We start from the raw sequence: 20,821 nt of genomic DNA, 5'->3' as shown, positions 1-20,821 counted from the left end.
CAAGCCGCCTGCGCGTCCTGCATCCCGATCGGGAGGGCCGGCTCTGTCAGAAGACATTTCAATTGGTGGAACGGGGTGATCGACGACCTGCACCGGTGATCAGGTCGAACAGTTCGACAGAGCGGCGCGGCTATCGATGCCGAATGTTGCCAGCTCTCAGGACAATGGCTTCATCGATCCGAAATCGGGCAAGGTGCCGCTCGCGTAGCCGATGGCCCCGAGCGAAGCGATGGCGATCCGGCCGTCGCGGATCGACAGGAGCGGCCCGTCCCGCCCCTGCTCGTAGAGATCGGGATGGGCATCGGCAAAACGCGCCTTCTCCGCCTGCGGCGCCCCCTGCATGCCGGCCACATAGTGATGGCCATTGCGCTCGACATGGGAGAGGCCGAGCAGGGAGACCAGCGCCAGATCCTGCTGCACGGCAAGCCCGGCCTGGCAGGTCAGATCCTCGCCGGAGAGGAACAATCCCGGCACACCTTCCGTTCTGATGCGGATCGCCTTCATGAGCGAGCGGTAAATGCCCTTGCAGGTTTTCGAGGAGACGCCGGTATAGCCGAGCCCCCGGGCACGGGCGAAGGCGCCGTCGCCATCGTCGCTCTCATCGATCAGGAAAGGCAGCTGCGACGCCAGTTCTCCGAGCGGCGTTTCCATGGTGATCGCGCGCGAAAACGGCTGTTCGATAAAGGCCATGGCCGCACGCAGCCGCGCCAGCCGTGGCATGGCCGCGATCCGCGCCAAGAGGGCGGCAAGCGCGTCGGCGGTGGCGAACTGTTCGTTGCCGTCGACCGTCACCCGGTAGTCTGGCAGACGGTCCAAAACGGCGGCGATCCGCGACAGCCGGTCGATATCGGCATCGGCCGCGCCCGAAAGCTTGATCTTGAACCAGCGGTTGCCATAACGGGCAATCACTGCCTCGAGGCTCTCCGGCAGGCCATCGCCGACCGGATCGACGATCTCGTCCTCGGTAATGGAGTCGAGCAGCCCGATCGTATGTCGGGCTGCAATCGAGTCAACAGGGCGAAGCCCAGCGAGCACCGCTGACGCTGCATCCGCGTCGATATCGCCTGATAGCATCGGGCCACCGATGCCGACGAGATTGCGATGCACCGCATCGAAAAAGGAAATACCGGCAAGGCGGCAATAGGCATCGAGTGCTGCGCGGGCGATCAGCGAAGGACCGAAACCGGCGGCCAGCGGGTTTCCAGGCAGGCGGCGGACGGTTTCCATCTCGTTCAACTGCGCAGCGGCAAACAATGTCGCCGGCGCCGACGCTTCGAGCGATGCTGCCGCAGCGGTGCGGATCGAGCCGCGCAATTGATCGACATTCTGCGCCGGCGTCAGCGCCGGGTTCTTGTCGAACCATTTCGGCACCATCAATTCGGCGGCCGCACCGATGGCGGTTTTCCCTTCCTCGTCCTCGACACGCACCCTGAGAAAGGCCTGCGGCGCTTTTTCCAGCGTCGCCGCGCCGAAGCGGAACGGCAGGCGCAGGCTGATCTCGCGCTCGAAGGCATCGATCTCGACAATTCTGATGCGTGGCGCCGTCACGGAACCTCCAATGCTTCTGTCCAAGCTCATGCCATCCGCTCCAGCATGGCGCGCGACACTTCGTGTTGGAGCGGCTCCCGGCGCAGCAGCCGGCCGATCTCGTCCACCATGGCCTGCCCCTGAGCGAAATGCGCCTCTTCGGTGTGGCCGGCAGCATGCGGTGAGATAGTGACATTGGCAAGCGCAGGATCGCGGAACGGGCTGTCCTGAGGCAGTGGCTCATTGTCGAAGACATCGAGAGCCGCCTCGATACGGCCGGAGCGGATCTCCGCGAGCAACGCGGCCTCGTCGACCAGTTCGGCCCGCGCCGTGTTGATGAACAAGGCGCCGGGGCGCAGCAGCGCGAGTTCGCGGGCGCCGATCATGCGGCGCGTTTCCGGCAGAACGGGCGCATGCAGGGAAATCACATCGCTCTTAGCAAGCGCATCGTCCAGCCCGGCCTTGATAAGGCCGAGCGCGGCAGCCTCGCGATCGTCGAGATAGGGATCGACGACAAGCACGCGGCAGCCGAAAGGCACCAGCAGGCGCATGACCGCCCGGCCGACATATCCGGCGCCGACGATGCCGACCGTTCTGGCGCCGAGCAATCTTTGCGGCACGGCGGCGCGGACGTCGAGCCATTCGCCGCCCTTGCGCAATCGATGATGCAGAAGGTGGATGCCGCGCATGGCAAGCAGCGCTTCGGCGACGACGAATTCGGCAACCGAGGCGGCGATTTTCGAGGCGGCATGGCTGACGCGAAGGCCATCATCGAACAGGCGGACGGGAACCAGCGTGCGGATGCTGCCGGCCGAATGGGCGACGAGGGCAAGCTGCGGATGGCGTTGGCGCGCCGCGGGATCGAAGGGCGGCGTACCCCAGCCGGTCAGGCAGGCCGTGACGCCTTGCAGCAACCGGTCGGCATCGGCGGCATCGATCGTCGCGCCGGCCGGCCAGCGGACGTCGCCGAGGGCGTTCAAATCAGCGGTCGCCGCATCGTCGAGCATCATGCGGCGGGTCTTTTCGGTCAAAAGGACGGCGATGACGGGAGCTTGTTCACGCATGCTTCTATTCTTTCGCTGCGGCGACGAGGCGCCTGAGATGGGCGAGATCGGCGCGGGCCTTGGCGAGCGCCTGTTCCCGGGGAAGCCGGTATTGGGAGTGCACCGAGAGCACCCCGGCAAAGCCATCCATCACCAGATGCGGGATGATTTCGTTCCAGGGCACTATGCCTTCATCGAGCCCATACCAATCCGAATGCCAGGCACGCTGGCCCTGCGCCCCATAGACGCCGGGAAACCAGCCGCAATTCTTGACGCCCATGCAGCAGAACCAGGGATCGAGAAGGTCGAGCGTCAGACGCCAGTCCTCGCTGCCCTCGCGGATGATCTGGTTGGCCGGATCGAGATAGGCGCCGATCCTTGAGGGATCACGGCCGGCCAGCAATTGCGCCGCCAGCGCGCCGGAACTGTGCAGGGTTCCGCCGTGAAGCTGGACGGTCAGCTTGATATCGAAGCGTTCGGCGAGGCGCTCGAAACCATCGAGGTCACGCCGCGCCTCATCGGCCTGCGCCTTCCAGCGCCGGGACGGATCATAGCGCCAGAAGCCGAGCCGGACCTGCCCGATGCCGGCCTCGCCGCAGCAACCGAGAAGCCGCGACGTGGCATCGTCAGGCCGGGTGGCATCGATGGTCGCCATGGGTGTCCGCAGGCCGGCCGCAGCAAAGCGCTTTGCGGCATTGACGATCTCTTCCGGCCTGTCGGGGCAAACGGTGTGGCCATCGCGGATGAGAAGATCGGCACCATCGAAGCCCAAACCGGCAGTGATCTCCGCCGCCTTCTCCAGCGGCAGGCCTTCCAGGGTCTTGGTGAAATAGGCGATATCCATGATGCCGCTGCTCATCGACGGGAAATACAGAGCTCGCTCTCGCGGCCGAAGGCATCGCGGGCGCGCACCGCGTATCGCACGCCCACCGGCGGCGACATGTGCAGGAATGCAGTCGAAATCAGCGGCACCGGACTGACCTTTTCAAAGGCCTTGCCGTCGGTGCTGGCGAGGACATCGTAGAAGATGGCGGGGCTCACATCACCGGCTGCCCAGAAGAGCATGCGCTCCTCCCGGCCGCCGAGGCCGAGGTAACGTTCGACGACGAGGCCGGTGGGCGCGGCCGGCGGCGCGCCGATGTCGGGGACGACGAGCACCTGCGTCAGCGACGGCAACGGCACGTCGAGATCGACACTGATCCGGCCCTCGCCGCATGCGACGACACTGATCGGATGCAGCAGGGCGGGCTCCTGGGCGCGGCGCAATTCGGCAAACTGCGCTTCATCAGGCACGGGCGGCGCGCCGACCGGCTCGAAGGGCCCGCGCGGATTGCTTTCGTCGCTCTGGGCCTCCCAGACCTCCATCGGATTGGTGAATTCCTCGTCGATGCGCAGCAGGCAAAGCGCATGGCGGCCGGGAACGAGCCCGCCGACCTCGAGGCGCACGGCGGTCCGACCCGAGCGGTTGATGGCATCGACGCTGTGGATGAGGCTGATCGAAACACCGCCGCCCGGCAGCCGTGTCGGCAGGATCGCCAGGCCATCCTGATCGGGCGAGAGCGGCGGCTCGGCCGTCACCTTGCAGACGGTATCTCCGAGCGTCGCCAGCAGCTCCATCGATGTCAGGCCCGGCTTCTTGATGAGGTCGAAGGGCGGCGCGCTGTCGATGTCGGTCACCAGCCGATCCAGATCGGTCTTGTGCTCCCACTGCGCCTTGGTGAAATTGCGCGGACCGAAATAGGCGAAGATCGTGCGCTGGCTCCAGCCGCCGATAAAGGCGTGGTCATTGCTCAGGAAGCTGAAATTTGCCGCTTGCGGGGCGATGATGCGCCGGTCGTGCTGCTCGATGATGCGGGCGATGATGCCGGCATAATAGGCCTTGCCGTGCCAGCTGTGATGGTCGCTCCAGCCGAGCTGCGGATCGCATTCGTCGTTGATGATCGGCAGGCCGGCGAGCCGCGGATGGTGCTCCCTGAGATAGTCGACGACGAGAAGTGTGCGGTCGACGATGGCGTTGGTTTTCGGCGTCAGGTCGTCCTTGCTGCCGTTGACGCCCTTTTCATGGATCGAGATGTAGTCGAGGCGCGGCGGGCCGTCGCCGCTCAGGCAGCTCGCGCCGCTGTCGCAATGAGCCATCAGGGCGCGGAAGATCGGCGAGAGCGTGCGGGCGGTGCCCGGCCCGCCCATCGGCAGGCCCGGATCGACGGCGTCGAGGCCTGCGACGCAGGCGTCGTAATAATTGGTGTAGCCCTTGATCCCGTAGGTCCACCAGCCGGAGTCGGCCTCATTCGTCGTTTCGAAATACCATGTCCGCAACTCGTCCATGCCGTAGCGCGTGCCGTAGCGGTCTGCCGTCGCCGTCACGAGATCCCGCCAGCGCCTGACCTGGTCCATGTCCTCGTAATCGGTGAAGAGATCAGACGGGTTGCCCATCAGCTCGAAGAACGGTTTCAGGCGGTGCTCGATCATCACGTCGAGCGCCCGGTCGAGCAGAGACCAGTCGTAGACGAATCTGCCCTCGCCGCCGGTCGCGCGCAGCAGATTATAGAGATAATGGACGCGCAGATAGCGGATGCCTTCGTTCGGCAGGCCGCCGATATAGGCGAGCATCTGGCGCATCTCGGGTTCGAGCAGCAATTCGGCCGGCGAAAAGCCGGTGCCGCGCCAGAACCGGTTGAAGGGGCGCACCGCTTCGCCGGCATCAACGCTTATTCGCGTACGTTCACGCATGGATCGTTCTCCTTGGAGGGAAAGGCTGGCAGCGCAAAAGGCCGGATTATTTGAACTTGTCGCGCATTGCGTCGATGCCGGGGATGGTCTTGGTCAGATGCTGATGGGCGGGATCGAAGCGCTGGATCAGCCCGCGGCGATGCTTGCCGACGAGGATGGTGAAGATGTAGCCGCGATGCCCGGGCGAAGTGACGGTCGGGTGGTAGCCGCGATCGAGCAGGAAGGTGTCGCCGTTGCGGGTCATGAGGATCTTGACCGGGCCGTTGTCGTCATAGGTGATCTGGCTGCCGAAGCCGGTCTCGGGCTGGAAGCGGTAGTGATAGAGCTCCTCGTGCAGGGTCTCGGCATCGCCGTCTTCCGTATCGTGCTTGTGCGGAGGATAGCCCGACCAGCAGCCCTCGCCGGCATAGAGTTCGCTCACCAGAAGGTTGCCGCAGTGGCCGTTCTGCCGTTGGCCGAGGAGGTGGACGATCCGCCGCTGGCTGTGGGTGTCGGGCGAGCCGACATTGACCGCGTCGACCTCGTCGGGGGTCACCCTGAACGGCGCGTATCGCGTGTCGCAGAGGCCGCCGGCAATGGCGACTTCCGCCGGGCCGCCACGGGCCGATATCCGGACATTGGCGTCGACGGGCGCGTAAACCGAATCCGCGTCGCCTCCCCAGATATCGGCTCGCCGGCCCACAGCTTCGAAGCTGACCTCATCCACTGCGATATCCACCTGCCCCGACAGCACGACGTAGAGGCTTTCGTGCAAGGGCAGCCGCCGCGTGTCCTGGCCGCCGGCCGGGAGCGTGACGAGGTCGAAGTAGATGAGATCGAGCGTCCCGGAGGAGGTATCCACAATGGGACGCTGCTCGGAGCGTGGAATGAATTCGGGCATCAATTGAACTCCGGAAGGGTACGGTCGGCGAAAGGATTAAGGGTCAGGGATTCGGCGTGATGGCAGGCCACTTCGTGTCCATCGGCGGTGACGGCGCGCAGCGGCGGCAGCTCCCGCCTGCAAAGCTCGGTGGCGTAGCGGCAGCGCGGATGAAATGGGCAGCCGGGAGGCGGGTGCGCGGGGTCGGCGACCTCGCCCGCCAGCCGGATGCGCTTGCCGTGGCGGCGCAGCCTCGGATCAGCGATCGGCACCGCCGAGAGCAGCGCTTCGGTGTAGGGGTGGCGAGGGCGCGAAAAGATCTGCTCGGTCGGCGCCTTCTCGACGACCCGGCCGACATACATGACGGCGATATTGTCGGAGATGTGCCGGACGACCGAGAGGTCGTGGGCGACGAAGAGATAGGTCAGGCCGAACTGTTCCTGCAGGTCCTGCAGCAGGTTGATGGTCTGGGCCTGCACGCTGACATCGAGCGCCGAGACGGCTTCGTCGGCAATCACCAGCCGCGGATTGGAGGCCAGCGCCCGGGCAATGCCGATGCGCTGGCGCTCACCGCCGGAAAAAGCATGGGGATAGCGTCGCATATATTCGGGCCGCAGGCCGACACTCTGCATCAGCTCGGCGACCCGGTGCTCGAGCTCCCGGCCTTTGGCGATGCCGTTGACACCAAGCACCTCGCCGATGATGTCGATGACGGGAAGGCGCGGGTTGAGTGAGGATTGCGGATCCTGAAATACGATGCGCAGGTCGCGGTGGATTTCCTTGAGGGCCGCCCCGGACAGGCCCGCGAGATCGACCGTGCCGCCGCTGCGGTCGCGATAACGGATCTCGCCGCTGGTCGGCTGGTAGATGCGCAGGATCGTGCGGGCAAGGGTGGATTTGCCGCAGCCGGATTCGCCGACGATGCCGAGCGTCTCGCCGTCCTCGACGCGAAGCGAGACGCCGTCGACCGCCTTGACATGGCCGACGACCCGTCGGAACGCGCCTTTGTGGATGGGGAAATGCATCCTGAGATCGTTGAGCTCCAGCAGCGGGCTTGGCTGCATTACGGGATCGGCCATCATTGTCTCCCCTCGTAAAGCAGGCAGCTGGCGACGTGCCCGTCATCGACGACGACGGATCCGGGGTCCTTCCGATCGCAGAGGCCCGCCCTCGCCTCTCTGCATCGGGGATGAAAGCTGCAGCCCTCCGGCCTGTGGAAACGCGAGGGCACCATGCCCTCGATGGTCGCCAGCCGTTCGCTCGGCTGCCCATGCATGCGCGGCACCGATTGCAGCAGCGCCTTGGTGTAGGGATGAACAGGCGCGTGGAAGATCGTGTCGACGTCGCCCGCCTCCACCACTCGGCCGACATACATGACGACGACTTCGTCGGCGATCTCGGCCACCACGCCGAGATCATGGGTGACGAACAGCACCGAGAGCCCGAATTCGGCCTGCAGCGAGGCGAGAAGATCGAGGATATTGGCCTGGGTGGTCACATCGAGTGCCGTGGTCGGTTCGTCGGCAATCAGCAGTTTCGGACGACAGGCAAGCGCCAGCGCGATGCAGACGCGCTGGCGCATGCCGCCGGAAAACTGGAAGGCATAGCTTTCCATCCGTTCGGCCGGCCTCGGAATGCCGACAAGAGCGAGCGTCTCGATGGCGTGTTCGCGCGCTTCCTTCTTTCCCATCTTCAGATGCAGGCGGATCACCTCCACCATCTGGTTGCCGATCGTATGGACGGGCGACAGGGCCGCCATCGGCTCTTGGCTGATCAACCCGATCTGGGCGCCGCGGATCGCCCGCATGTCGCGGCCGCGCGGATCGAGCGAAACGAGATCAATGGCAGGCCCGGCCGGATCGGGCCGGTAGCGGATCGCGCCCGAGACGATCCGCCCGCCGCGCGGTACCTGATTGAGAATCGAGCGGCCGGTGATGCTCTTGCCCGAACCGGACTCGCCGACGACGCAGACCGTCTTGCCGCGCGGGATGGAAAAGGAAACGCCGTCGACCGCCCGCACCGTGCCCGCGCCGCCGAAGAAATGGGTTCTGAGGTCGTCGACTTCGATCAGCGGGTCGCGTTCGATGCTCCGGCCGCCGGCGGCGGCGAGATGGGAGTCAGTATTCATAGGGATCTGCAGCATCGCGTAATCCATCACCAAGAAAATTGAGGGCGAGCACGGTGACGATCACCGCGATGCCCGGGAGAAACAGCCAGGGAGCGCTCGAGACCGCGAGAATGTTCTGCGCCTCCTGTAGCAGCACGCCCCAGCTGACCACAGGCGGGCGCAGGCCGATTCCCAAGAAGGAAAGCGCGGTCTCGGCGAGGATCATCGTCGGAATGGCAAGCGTCACCGAGGCGATGATGTGGCTCATGAAGGAGGGAACCATGTGCCGCCAGATGATGCGCATCCGGGAACAGCCATCGAGACCGGCGGCGATGACGAAGTCCTCCGTCTTCAGCGACAGGAAGCGACCGCGCACGACACGCGCGAGATCCGTCCAGCCGATCAGCGACAGGATGACGGTGATCCAGAGATAGACGAGGATCGGATCGGCGCTGATCGGAACGGCAGCCGCAAGGCCCATCCATAGCGGGATGGTCGGGATCGAGTTGATGAGCTCGATGCAGCGCTGGATCACATCGTCCACCCAACCCCCATAAAGGCCGGAGATGCCGCCGAGGATAATGCCGAGGATCAGACTGATCGCCACGCCGATGAGGCCGACCGACATTGAAACGCGGGTGCCGTGCACCGTCCGGCTGAAGACGTCGCGGCCCAGCCGGTCGGCGCCGAACAGGTAGAAGGGTTTGCCGGCCTCGACCGGGCCGATCAGGTGACGGTCGAGATCGAACAACCCCCAGAGCCGATAGGGTTCACCCTTGACGAAGAAGCCGACGGGAATGACGACGGCCGGATCGGGCACATAGGTGCGGCTGAGCGCAATCGGATCGACCTTCATCGAATAGCCGTTGACGTAGAGCGCATGAAACTGCCCCGCCGCGTCATAGCTGGCAAATCTCAGCTGCTGGGGCGGCGCATAGGTGTAGCGGGAATCGTAGGTCTGCGATGAAACCGGAGCGATCACCTCGGCAAACAGGGCGACCAGGTAAATCAGCAGGATGACGACCCCTGCCCCAAGCGCCAGCCGGTGGCGGCGGAAGCGGCGCCAGATCAGTTTCCACTGGCCGGCGACCGCATCGGAATTGCGAACACGTTCAGGTATCTGTGCGATGGCTTGATCGGTCATTTCTATCGTCCTTCAGCCATTGCGAATGCGTGGATCGAGCCAGGCGAGCAGCAGATCGGAGATCAGGGTGCCGATCAGCGTCAGCATGCTCATCAGCAGGATGAACGTGCCGGCGAGATACATATCCTGGGCAAACAGGGCGTTGAGCAGGAGCGGTCCCGTGATCGGCAGGCTGAGGACGATGGAGACCACCACCGAACCCGAGACGAGGTGCGGCAGTACCCAGCCGACAGTCGAGACGAAGGGGTTGAGCGCAACCCGCACCGGATATTTGAGCAGCAGGCGGATTTCGCTGAGGCCCCGGGCGCGCGCCATGTCGACATAGGGCTTGTTGAGTTCGTCGAGTAGATTGGCGCGCATGATGCGGATCAGCGCCGCCGTCGCGCCCGTGCCGAGCACGACGACCGGGATCCACATATGCGAGATGAGATCGCCGAGCTTGGCCCAGCTCCAGGCAGCGTTGATATAGAGGGGCGAAAACAGCCCGCCGACGCTCTGGCCGAAATACTGCGCGGAGACGAACATCAGCACCAGCGCCAGCAGGAAGTTCGGGATGGCAAGGCCGAGGAAGCCGAAGAAGGTGGCGACGTAATCGCCGACCGAATATTGCCGCACCGCCGAATAGATGCCGATCGGAAAGGCCACAGCCCAGACGAAGAGCAGCGTGGTGACCGAGACCACCATCGTCAGGCCCATGCGCGCCCAGATCAGCTCGCTGACCGGCTTGTTCCAATCGAGGGACTGGCCGAAATCGCCGCGCAGCAGGATGCCGCTGATCCATTTCCAGTATTGCACCGCCCAGGGCTGGTCGAGGCCGTAGCGTTCGCGCAGACCCGCGATGACGCCGGGATCGACGGTCTCGTTCTGCGAAGCCAGCCGCGCGGTCATCGCCGTCAGGAAGTCGCCCGGCGGCAGCTGGATGATGATGAAGGTCACGACCGAGATCGCGAACATCATCGGGATCATGTAAAGCAGACGTCTGATGATGAAGCCGGCCATGTTCAAGCTCCTTCGACCGGCATCGCCGATCGGACTGGGTGATTGGGCGGGGCTGGTTCCGGAACGGCGCCTGACGAGCACCATTCCGGCCGATCATTTGTCTTATTGCTGGTAGTAGAAGGTTTCCGGCTTGGCCGGTCCCGGCGTCATGTAGAAGGACGTGCTGGGGATGACCTTCGGCACGTTGTGCATATTGGTCTTGACGATACCGACGCGGTCCGGCTCCAGGTTGGTGCCGATGACGTAGAACTCGTCACGGGTGATCGCCAGCAGCTCCTTCATGGCTCCGAGCTGTTTTTCCAGCGTCGGCGCTTCCTGAACCTGGCGATAGAGATCCATCTGCTTCTTGGCCGCCGGGCTTGGTTCCTCAGCGTTCGGATCCTTGGGATTCTGGTAGTAGAGGCCCCAGGCCGTCGCGAAGCTCGATTCATATTCGTGCGGGAAATACCATTTGGGATCGAGCAGGCCGAGGAAGTCGTAACCCCCGCCGCCGACCCATGCCAGACCGTCATTTTCGTTGTTCTGCAGGCGGGAAAAGATCAGCGACCGTTCGGCCGGGCGGGGCTGCATGTCGATGCCGACCGCCCGCCAATAGCGTTGGATCATTTCCAGCGCGTCGACCTGGATCGGGCTGCCCGTTAGCGCATCGATCGCAAAGGTGATCCGCTTGCCGTCCTGGCCGAGGCGAAAACCTTCGGTGTCTTTCTTGGTCAGGCCGGCCTTGTCGAGATACTGGTTGGCGAGATCGACATTATATTCGAGATACTGCGTCGCCATCTTCTCGTCGTAGAGCGCCGTGCCCTCGCGGGGTGCGGCCTGATAGGGCTTGGCCTGTCCCGCATAGATCAGCTGGTTGAGCTCCTCGCGGTTGATGGCGTGGCTGAGACCGATGCGGAAGTCCTTGTTGGAGAAGACGGCGCGCAGGGCCGGGTTCTTGTGGGTCTGGTTGAGCGTGATCAGCAGCGCATTCGACCAGGCCGGCCGGGCGATGAACAGGCCATAGCCGCCCTTCTGCTGGTTTTGCACGATCACGGTGCGGGCATCCGTCGTCTCGATGAAGCGGTTCTGCATGTCGATTTCGCCGCTGATCGCTTTCAGGATGATCGCCTGCGTGTCCTGCATCACGTCGATGGTGATGCGGTCGAAGTAAGGCAGCTGGTTTCCTGCCGTATCCACCTTGGCATAATAGGGATTGCGTTCGGCGACGACCTGCGTCGTGCCGTTATAGGGCGCGGTCAGCACCCAGGCGTCGAGCGTCGGGCGGCCGAGATCGCGCCAGCGGCCGGGAAAGCCGATCTTGTTGTTGAAGAGCTGGACCCAGTCGGTTGCGCCGGCCGCCTTCGCCAGGGCATCGACGCCGTCGGGATTGAAATCCTTGTGGAACTGCTTGAGGTAATGCGCCGGTGCCGCCGCCAGAATATCGGAGCCGCGCACGGTCGCCATGTTCATCAGGAAGAGCCCGTTCGGCGCGGCGAATTTGAAGACCACCTTGTCGTCGCCGATCTTCTCGACCTTGACGGTCTCGCCCCCCGCAGTCAGCCATCCCGGCGCGGCGGGGGTGATCTTGGTGTTGCGCAGCACATTCTCGTTCCACCACACCAGATCGTCCGCGGTAAAAGGCTCGCCGTCCGACCAGCGCGTGCCTTCGCGCAGGGTGAAGGTATATTCGGTGGCATTGGCATTGACCTCGAAGCTTTTGGCGATGTCGGGAATCACCTCCGTCCATTCCGGGTTCCAGCGGACCAGGCGCGTGTAGCCGATCGAACGCTCGATCTCGCTGTCGCCGCCGCCGAAGGTGGCCGTGCGCCAGGTGCCGCCATAAGCGCCGACCGATTCAAGGGGAGTGAGCACGAGCGGCTCCTTGGGCACCCGCTTTTCGACCGGCGGCAGCTTGCCAGCATCGACGAGCGCCTTGAGCTCCGGCGCCTCCTGAAAGCCGAGGGCGGCGCCGGCCCAGCTGGAACCGATGAGGATCGCACCGGCAACGGTCGAAACGACCTGCCGTCGTAGCATTCTGACGTGTTGCATTGTTTCCTCCCAATGATCTCGCCTAGGTTATCGTTAACGTATTTTCCTTCAGCCATAACGTTAACGTTACCGTTCAATCTTGTCAAAGAGATTCTACTAGCCGCGTTCATGGCTTGAACCGCCTTGGCTTTCTCTGGAATTATGTTAGTTATCGTTATCGCAAAATTCTATCCTTCCGAGAGACAGCCCAGTTGAACCGCCCCAAAGAGCCAGAATCCAAAATCACCATCGCCGACGTCGCTCGCGCCGCCGGCGTGTCGCCGATGACGGTATCGCGCGTGCTCAATGATCAGGGCGGCGCCAGTGCGGAGACCACGCAGCGCATTCTCCTGGCGGCAAACGAACTCAATTACCGGCCCAATCCCTTTGCGCGCGGATTGCGATCCGACCGGTCGAAGACCATCGGCCTTCTCGTTCCCGACATCACCAACCCGTTCTTCCCCGAGGTCATCAGGGGAGCCGAGGATGCGGCGAGCGCGGCCGGCTACAACCTGCTTCTGTCCAACGTCGTCGAAAACAGCAAGCGCGAGGAAGAGCTCATCGAAGCGCTGCTGCGGCACCGCGTCGACGGCATCATCGTCTGCAGCGCGCGCCTGCCCGACGCCGCCCTGCACAAGGCGCTCGCGCACCACCGCGCCGTCGTGCTCATAAACCGCGAGGCTCCCCCTGAAGTCGCCGGAACGATCGTTACCGATTACGAGACCGGCGCCTCGCGGGCCATCGACCATCTGGTCGAGCGCGGACGCCGAAAAATCGCCATCGTCGCGGGACCTCGCAGTTCGTTCGGCGGCAAGAGCCGCCTCGTCGGCTTCCGCAAAACGCTGGCGGCCCATGGGCTGAAGGCGCACGGCATCGTCTACTGTGATCCCACGGCTGCGGGCGGACAGACGGCGGCCGCGCAATTGCTGGCGGAAGCGCCCGGGATCGACGCCCTCGTCTGCTACAACGACCTCAATGCGATCGGCGCCATGAAGGCCTGCCGGGCCGCCGGCATTTCCATCCCCGAACAGATCGCCCTCATCGGTTTCGATGACATCCCGACCGCCGAACTTCTGTCCCCGGCGCTGACGACGCTACGCGTGCAGAAACGGGAAATGGGAGAGGAAGCCGTGCGCCTGCTGCTCAGCCGCATCGCCACCAAAAACCGTCAGCACGGCATCGTCATCGTGCCCGAGCTCATCATCCGCGAAACGACCTGATCGACGATCAACAGGAGGATATCCCATGGATGCCGACAATCTGCAGTCACTGGCCCTGCCCGAGGAGAAGAAAGCCTGGTTCGTCCACGACCGTTTCGGCATGTTCGTGCATTGGGGCCTCTATGCCCTGCCGGCGCGCCATGAATGGGTCAAAAGCCGCGAAGAATTGAACGACGCCGACTATAAAAAATATTTCGATCATTTCGATCCCGATCTCTACGACCCCCGCGAATGGGCGAGACGCGCCAAGGCCGCGGGCATGAAATATGTGGTGCTGACCACCAAGCACCATGAGGGCTTCTGCCTGTGGGATACCAAGGCCACCGACTTCAAGGCAACCAACACGCCCTATGGAAAGGATCTGCTGCGCCCTTTCGTCGACGCCTTCCGCGCCGAGGGCCTGAGGATCGGCTTCTATTATTCGCTGATCGACTGGCATCACCCCGACTTCACCGTCGATCCGCGCCATCCGCAGCGCAATCATCCCGATGCAGCGAAAATCAACGAAGGCCGGGATATGCAGCGCTATGCCGCCTTCATGCGCGAGCAGGTGCGCGAGCTGCTGACCGAGTTCGGGCGGATCGACATCATGTGGTTCGATTTCAGCTATCCCCAGTGGAAGCTCGGAGAACTGGTGGGAAAGGGCCATCAGGATTGGGAAAGCGAGAAGCTGGTGCGCCTGGTGCGCGAGCTTGCCCCCGATATCATCATCAACAACCGGCTCGACCTTGCCGGTCTGCAGCCCGACATCGTCACGCCGGAGCAATATATGCCGCGCGCCTGGCCGAAACGCGACGGCAGGCGCGTCGTCTGGGAAGCCTGCCAGACGCTCAGCGGCTCCTGGGGTTATCACCGCGACGAGGACACCTGGAAAAGCACGGAGCAGTTGGTGCAGATGCTGGTCGGCACCGTTGCGATCGGCGGCAATCTGCTGATGAATGTCGGACCGACGGCACGCGGCACGCTCGACCACCGCGCGATATCGGCCCTTGCCGCCTATGAGGAGTGGATGGCGCTGCACGAGCGCAGCATCGTCGGCTGCACCCAGTCCGACTTCACCGCCCCGCCCGACTGCCGCCTGACCCAGAACGGCGATCGGCTTTACATCCACCTTTTCAACTGGCCCTACAAGCATCTGCATTTCGATGCCCTAGCCGGGAAGATCGAATATGCGCAATTCCTGCATGACGCCAGCGAAGTCACCTGGCTGCGCCCATCCGCCAATACGCTGTGGGCGAACACGCAGTTTCCCGTCGCCGAGGACGAACTGACATTCGTCCTGCCGGTGCGCCGTCCCAAGGTCGTCGTCCCGGTCATCGAGGTCAGGCTCAAGGCGGGGAGCACAGGTGGCATTCAAGCCTAGGATCGAAGCAGCTAAAACTAGCCTTGGCCATGTCCCAACAGCGCAACCCGGGACCGACCGAAAACCCCACCGGCCTTGCGCATGGTGGACGAGTCTTAAAGGGAAAATATGTTTTTATCTGAGAAATATAATCATCAAGACGGAATTATTGGTGGCACTATAATACTATCTCTAGTAGTTATATTTCTAATTATCCAAGAAGTTAGAGAAATAATGTTCTATAAGAGAAATAACTGGAATTTTGATTTAGACAGCCATGTCGGGATAAAGCTGTATAAAGGGGATTCAACTGATGACAAAGATCTGGTTACCAACAAATCAAGGGTTTGCTATGGAACACCATTCATGATTCTCGGATTTGCAACACTGCTGATTGCCTGCGTTGCAATTCTTTTGTCGAAGTAACTGTCGTCGTTCCGGTTATGGAGGTCAAGCTCAAGGCAAGGGTGCGACTGCTATGCAGGATTGATGCATTCACTCTGCGTGATCCCATGCTTCAGGACAGGCTGATCGCCATTGGCCGGTCGAGGTCGCGGGCGAGATAGTCCTGGATCTGGCGGACGATCTGGCTGGCGTGGGCGATCGCCAGCCGGTCTGCCCGCTCGGCATCGCCCGCCTCGATCGCAGCAATGATTTCCTCGTGTTCGTCGACATATTGACGCGGCAGGCGGTCATCGAAGGTGGAGTAATAGAGGCGAAGGATGCGCCGGCCTTCGTCGAGCAGCTTGGCGAAGAAAGCCGTGTAATAGGCATTGCCGGCAAGCTCGGCGATCGCCACGTGAAATTCGCGGTTCGCCTCGATCATCGCATAGGCGTCGCGCGCGGCGACGGCATCGGCAAAATGCTTCTGATGCAGCCGGATGCTCTTCATGATGTCACCGTTCCGCCGCTCGGCAGCCCCGCGCGTCGTGACCCGGTACATCAGCGTCAGCGCTTCGAAATAGGTGGGCAGGCTCGCGAAATCGATCGGCGCGACGATCGTGTTCCTATTCGGCAGGGTCGTGACCAGTCCGTCGGCGGCAAGCCGCAGCAGCGCCTCGCGAATGGGCGTTCGCGACATCCCAAAACGCTCCGACAACCGCACTTCATCGAGCGGGCTGCCGGGCTCCAGCGCCATGGACAGGATTTCCCGGCGCAGCGTCACATAGACGCTCTGCGTGCCGGAGCCGCGCACCCGCACATTTTCCGCGTCGTTCTGCATGTGTCCCGCCCTCTATCCTGAAAGCCTTGTATTGCGTTTCGGCCGGTTTCCGCAACGGTTCTCATAAAGCCGGTTGAGTCTTGTCGACAGTTTGTATATAAGGCTCCAGACTTCAACGGGGTTCAAGCGATGACGACAGGATGGAAGGGCGTATTTCCCGCCGTAACGACACAATTCAACGAAGATCTTTCCGTGGATCTGCCCTCGACCCAGCGCGTTCAGGACGCGCTCGTCAATGACGGGGTCAACGGGCTGATCGTCATGGGCACATGCGGCGAGAACAATTCGCTCGATCCCGATGAGAAGCGCACGATCCTGAAAGCTGCCGTCGAGGTCGTCAACGGCCGCGTTCCCGTCGTCACAGGCGTCTCCGAATTCGACACGCGCCGCGCCGTCGCCTATGCCCGTGACGCCGAAAAGCTCGGCGCCGACGGGCTGATGCTGCTGCCGGCCATGGTCTATGTACCGAAGCCGGAAGAGCTGATCGCGCATTTCCGCACCGTCGCCGAAGCAACCTCGCTGCCGATCATGCTCTACAACAACCCGCCGGCCTATCGCGTCAACATCGGCGCCGACGTGCTGAAGGTGCTGGCCGACGTGCCGAATATCAAGGCCGTCAAGGAAAGCGCGCCGGACCCGCGCCGCTTCACCGATCTCATCAATGCCTTCGGCGATCGCTTCGATATTTTCGCCGGCCTCGACGACGTCGCGCTCGAAGGCCTGATGCTTGGCGCCAAGGGCTGGGTCTCGGGTCTCACCAGCGCCTTCCCGGAGGAATCCGTGCAGCTCGTCGCCGCTGCCGAACGCGGCGACTGGGCGAAGGCCCGCGAGATCTATCGCTGGTTCATGCCGCTCCTGCATCTCGATGCCGAACACGACCTCGTACAGTCGATCAAGCTCGCCGAGCAGATCATGGGCCGCGGCTCCGAGCGCGTGCGCATGCCGCGCCTGCCGCTTTCGGGCGCGCGGCGCGCCGAGGTCACTGCGATGGTCGAAAAAGCGGCCGCCACGCGTCCGTCGAAAATCGGCAAGGCCGCCTGACATAAAGTGGCCGGCAGCGTGCAGCGCAGCTGTCGGCCTTTCCACACTCCCGCTAAGCGCCTTTGGCGTTGCTGGAACGGATGAGACTGCCACGGCTGACCAGCGACGGTATCTGGAAAATATGCTCCGCGCTGGTGCGGCCCTCTATCCTGGTAATCAATGTCCGGGTGGCGACCTGGCCGAGCTCCCTGCCCGACTGATCGATGCTTGCGAGATTGACGAGGCCGAGCGCCGCGGTCGAGGAATTGTCGTAGCCGATGACCGCGAGGTCTTCGGGCACGCGCACCCCCATCTCCATGGCCAGGCTCAAAAGCGTGATCGCGTCGAGATCGCTCCAGCAGAAGACGGCGCGCGGCCTGTTCTTCCGCGACAGAAATTTTCGCATCGTTTCCTCCCGCTTTGGCGGGGCGATCGGGATTTTGCTGATCGAGGCAGACGAGCCGAGCCCGGCACGCTGCATCGCCCGGCGGAAGCCGATCTCACGCTGACGGACGACGGAGACCTGGTGCCCCTCGCGCTCTCCGAGACTGAGCATTTCGATATCGCGGTAGCCGCAGGCAAGCAACGCCTCGACTGCGATCTCCGCGCCGCGCTGGTCGTCGGCATTGACGGTATCGAAGGCGGTGGCGCCGGCATCGTGGTAGCCGACGGCGACGATCGGTATCTCTGACGCGAGTTTGGCAATGATCTCGGAGGGCAAACGCGGGGCAACGAGGATCAGGCCGTCCATCTTGTAGTCGATCATCGACTCGATCAACGAGGTCTCCAGCTGCACCCGCGCATCGCTGACGCCGATCATCGCCTGATAATGCGACGGCGCCAACACGCCGTTGACGCCGGCAATCACCTCCGGCAGGAAGGGATTGCGGATGTCGATCAGCAGCACCCCGATGGTGAAACTGCGGCCGCGCAGACCCCGTGCGGCCCGCGAAGGGCGATAGCCGAGCTCCTCGATGGCGTCGGTCACCTTTGCGCGCAGCCCTTCGCTGACGCCATAGGCATTTCGCATCACCTTGGAAACCGCGGCGACCGAGACGCCTGCGTGCTTTGCCACTGTCCGGATCGTCACGCGATCATTTCGTTGCAGTCTTTGTTTGTCTTCGATCGACATGAAATCTCTGGGCTGCCCTGCGGGCCGTCCACAATCGCCCGCGAAAACACCATGGCAGAGTGGCGGCGAAATTTCTATTGCAGTCCCGAAAAAAATGTAGAACGTTATATGGAGAACGTTCTACATTCTGTGGGAGGACTTGATGAACTTTCAGCCGGCAGCCATCAGCGGCAATCGCGTTTCGCGCATCTGGTCTGGAGACATGATCGCGCCGCTGTCGGACGGCGGCCAGGGAACGCAGGCAAGCTTCGTCTCCAGAACTTTCGAGTATGATGGCGCCGGCGGTCCGGCCGAACTCTTCATCTCCGCGCTCGGCCTCTACCGCTGCTTCATCAACGGCGAGCGCGTCGGCACCGATCTTTTGACACCGGGCTGGACGAATTATGACGATCGCATTGCCTATCAGCGATACGACGTGTCGAGCCTGCTCAAATCAGGCCTCAACCGGATCGAGATCTGGCTCGCCGACGGATGGTACCGGTCGCCCATCATGTGGGGCGCCAAAGCGATCCCGAACTGCTGGGGCGAGAGGATCGGCGCCATTGCGGATCTGGTCACGCCGGGCGGCACCATTCTGTCCACCGATACGAGCTGGCGGAGCGGCCTTCTGCCCATCCTGAAGTCGGGGATCTATTTCGGCGAGATCTATGACGCCCTCCGGGAAACCCTCGCAGAAACCCATGGGACCGAGAGACTTCCTTTCGACAAAGGGCTGCTCGTCGCCCATGAGACCGCGGCGGTACGGGAATTGCAGCCGCTCGCTCCGGTCGACAGCTGGAGCGATGATGAGGGCAGGACGATCTATGATTTCGGCCAGAATGTCGGTGGTTATGTCAGATATGCGGTCCGTGGCGACGGCGGCGCCCAGGTGCGGATGGAGCATTCGGAAGTCCTCGGCCCCGATCGCCATTTCGACAATCGCAACTATCGTGCGGCCGCAGCGCACACGCTCTACACGCTGCGCGGAGACGGCGACGAAACCTATGCGCCGCATTTCACCTTCCACGGCTTCCGCTATGCCAGAGTGACGATCACAGGAAATGCCGAGATCCTCGAAATCGCATCGATCCCGATCTCGTCGGTGCCGGAACCCGCCGGCGGCTTCACCTCGGGCAATACTCTCGTCAACCGTCTCGTGCAGAATACCATCTGGTCGCAGCGCGCCAATTTCGTCGAAGTGCCCACAGATTGCCCGCAGCGCGACGAGCGCTTGGGCTGGACGGGCGACGCCCAGGTCTTTGCCGCAACCGCATGCTGGCTGAGCAACAGCCAGTCCTTTCTGAGGAAATATCTGCGCGACGTGATGGCCGACCAGCGCGAGGACGGGGCCGTCTCGCATTTCTCGCCGGACCCGACGCGTCTGCATCCCGCAGACTTCCCGGGCTATGCCGGCTCAACCGGCTGGGGCGATGCGATCGTCGTCATCCCCTGGGTGCTCTATACCCATTACGGCGATCGGGCCGCTCTTTCGGAGTGCCTCGATTCCATGGTGCGCTGGGTGGATTTCGTCTGGTCCATCTCGGATGGCCCGATCGTGCGTCCGCCGTCGCATTGGGGCGCGCGCGGCTTCACCTTCGGCGACTGGCTGCAGCCGGTCGGCGACAACAGGAAGCCGCGCCCGACGATAGCCGACGATTGCGCCGCCACCCTCTACCACTTCATCTCGACAGACCTTCTCGCAAAGATCGCAGCCGTTCTTGGCGAAGACACCCTTGAAGAGCAGATGAAACGGCGTGCCGGCGAAATCAGCCGGGCCTTCGCCAACGAGTTCATCACCCCGGCGGGACGCCTCGCCCATAACGACCAGACCTCCTATGCGCTGGCTTTCCTCCACGACCTGATACCGGCCGAACATGATGAGGCGGCCCGGCGGCATTTCCGACAGGTGATCATCGATGCCGACTACAAGATCGGCACCGGCTTCATCGGCACCCCTGCGCTCCTGCCGGCGCTGACGAAGCTCGGCATGGACGACCTCGCCGAAAAGGTCTTCCTGCAGGAGGACGTGCCGGGCTGGCTCTATCAGGTCTCGAAGGGAGCGACGACCATCTGGGAGCGCTGGGATTCGATGGCGCCCGACGGCACCATCTACGAGCCCGACATGAACAGCTACAATCACTACGCCTATGGCGCGGTCTGCCAATGGCTGTTCGAATGCGTCGCCGGCATTTCACCGAGCCCGGATGCGCCGGGGTTTGCCGAGGTGATCGTCGATCCCGCGCCGATCCCGTCGCTTTCGCATGTTTCAGCCTATCACGATGTCAGCCAGGGACGCATCGAGGCGGGCTGGCGCTGCACCGGCAACGAGGTCACTTACGTGCTGACGCTTCCGGAGGGCTGCGTCGGCCGCTTCCGGCCCGGACGGCGGCACAAAAACCCGTCGCTCGACGGCAAGCCTGTCACCGGAGAGGCCGTTCTTTCGCCCGGGACGCACCAGCTGGTTTTTTCTCTACCCGATCATTGAGGAGC

The 20,821-nt window shown here is 63.1% G+C and carries 16 protein-coding genes; 4 read left to right on the top strand and 12 right to left on the bottom strand.

Translation table 11 applies throughout. The features are described from left to right. Positions 1–156: 156 nt before the first annotated feature. From CO670_RS05380 to CO670_RS05335, 10 genes are all read right to left on the bottom strand, one after another. The gene (locus CO670_RS05380; protein WP_097589306.1) at positions 157–1,578 is read right to left on the bottom strand and encodes a mandelate racemase; all 1,422 of its coding nucleotides are present in this window, start codon (positions 1,576–1,578) and stop codon (positions 157–159) included. Continuing rightward, the gene (locus CO670_RS05375; protein WP_097589305.1) at positions 1,575–2,591 is read right to left on the bottom strand and encodes a hydroxyacid dehydrogenase; all 1,017 of its coding nucleotides are present in this window, start codon (positions 2,589–2,591) and stop codon (positions 1,575–1,577) included. Before CO670_RS05375 ends, CO670_RS05380 begins: the two co-directional genes overlap by 4 nt. Positions 2,592–2,595: 4 nt before the next feature. Continuing rightward, positions 2,596–3,414, bottom strand: a complete 819-nt coding sequence (locus CO670_RS05370; RefSeq protein WP_097589352.1) for a TIM barrel protein — start codon at positions 3,412–3,414, stop codon at positions 2,596–2,598. An 11-nt stretch (positions 3,415–3,425) separates the two neighbouring features. Next, the gene (locus tag CO670_RS05365) at positions 3,426–5,300 is read right to left on the bottom strand and encodes a glycosyl hydrolase (RefSeq protein ID WP_097589304.1); all 1,875 of its coding nucleotides are present in this window, start codon (positions 5,298–5,300) and stop codon (positions 3,426–3,428) included. A gap of 46 nt (positions 5,301–5,346) precedes the next feature. Further along, positions 5,347–6,180, bottom strand: a complete 834-nt coding sequence (locus CO670_RS05360; protein ID WP_097589303.1) for a 5-deoxy-glucuronate isomerase — start codon at positions 6,178–6,180, stop codon at positions 5,347–5,349. Beyond that, positions 6,180–7,238, bottom strand: a complete 1,059-nt coding sequence (locus CO670_RS05355; protein WP_176538872.1) for an oligopeptide/dipeptide ABC transporter ATP-binding protein — start codon at positions 7,236–7,238, stop codon at positions 6,180–6,182. The genes CO670_RS05360 and CO670_RS05355 overlap by 1 nt, the downstream gene beginning before the upstream one ends. Continuing rightward, positions 7,238–8,287, bottom strand: a complete 1,050-nt coding sequence (locus CO670_RS05350) for an ABC transporter ATP-binding protein (RefSeq protein ID WP_097589301.1) — start codon at positions 8,285–8,287, stop codon at positions 7,238–7,240. Before CO670_RS05350 ends, CO670_RS05355 begins: the two co-directional genes overlap by 1 nt. Then, a complete protein-coding gene (locus tag CO670_RS05345; protein ID WP_097589300.1) occupies positions 8,277–9,410 on the bottom strand; it encodes an ABC transporter permease in 1,134 nt (377 codons plus the stop codon). The genes CO670_RS05350 and CO670_RS05345 overlap by 11 nt, the downstream gene beginning before the upstream one ends. Before the next feature lie 12 nt (positions 9,411–9,422). Then, complete coding sequence (locus CO670_RS05340) at positions 9,423–10,409, bottom strand: ABC transporter permease (RefSeq protein WP_097589299.1); 987 nt, start codon at positions 10,407–10,409, stop codon at positions 9,423–9,425. Positions 10,410–10,511: 102 nt separating this feature from the next. Then, on the bottom strand, positions 10,512–12,437 hold the full coding sequence (locus CO670_RS05335; RefSeq protein ID WP_097589298.1) for an ABC transporter substrate-binding protein: 1,926 nt from the start codon (positions 12,435–12,437) through the stop codon (positions 10,512–10,514). Between the two features lie 191 nt (positions 12,438–12,628). Here CO670_RS05335 and CO670_RS05330 point away from each other — a divergent pair, with 191 nt between their 5' ends. Both CO670_RS05330 and CO670_RS05325 read left to right on the top strand, forming a co-directional pair. Then, the gene (locus CO670_RS05330) at positions 12,629–13,636 is read left to right on the top strand and encodes a LacI family DNA-binding transcriptional regulator (RefSeq protein ID WP_097589297.1); all 1,008 of its coding nucleotides are present in this window, start codon (positions 12,629–12,631) and stop codon (positions 13,634–13,636) included. A gap of 25 nt (positions 13,637–13,661) precedes the next feature. Next, positions 13,662–14,999 carry an alpha-L-fucosidase gene (locus tag CO670_RS05325; RefSeq protein ID WP_097589296.1) on the top strand — a complete coding sequence of 446 codons (1,338 nt, stop codon included), beginning with the start codon at positions 13,662–13,664 and terminating at the stop codon, positions 14,997–14,999. A 496-nt stretch (positions 15,000–15,495) separates the two neighbouring features. Here the strand turns inward: CO670_RS05325 and CO670_RS05315 are convergent, their stop codons facing one another. Further along, positions 15,496–16,200 carry a GntR family transcriptional regulator gene (locus CO670_RS05315; protein WP_097589294.1) on the bottom strand — a complete coding sequence of 235 codons (705 nt, stop codon included), beginning with the start codon at positions 16,198–16,200 and terminating at the stop codon, positions 15,496–15,498. A 129-nt stretch (positions 16,201–16,329) separates the two neighbouring features. Here CO670_RS05315 and CO670_RS05310 point away from each other — a divergent pair, with 129 nt between their 5' ends. Then, the gene (locus CO670_RS05310) at positions 16,330–17,241 is read left to right on the top strand and encodes a dihydrodipicolinate synthase family protein (protein ID WP_097589293.1); all 912 of its coding nucleotides are present in this window, start codon (positions 16,330–16,332) and stop codon (positions 17,239–17,241) included. Positions 17,242–17,293: 52 nt separating this feature from the next. Here CO670_RS05310 and CO670_RS05305 read toward each other — a convergent pair whose 3' ends face one another. Then, a complete protein-coding gene (locus CO670_RS05305) occupies positions 17,294–18,352 on the bottom strand; it encodes a LacI family DNA-binding transcriptional regulator (protein WP_097589292.1) in 1,059 nt (352 codons plus the stop codon). Between the two features lie 142 nt (positions 18,353–18,494). Here CO670_RS05305 and CO670_RS05300 point away from each other — a divergent pair, with 142 nt between their 5' ends. After that, a complete protein-coding gene (locus CO670_RS05300; protein ID WP_097589291.1) occupies positions 18,495–20,816 on the top strand; it encodes an alpha-L-rhamnosidase in 2,322 nt (773 codons plus the stop codon). The last annotated feature ends 5 nt before the right edge of the window (positions 20,817–20,821 follow it).

This window comes from Rhizobium sp. J15, from assembly GCF_002531825.1.
GTDB lineage: Bacteria > Pseudomonadota > Alphaproteobacteria > Rhizobiales > Rhizobiaceae > Rhizobium.
The sequence above is the reverse complement of the archived record's forward strand: the minus strand, read 5'-3'. Positions and strand labels throughout refer to the sequence as shown.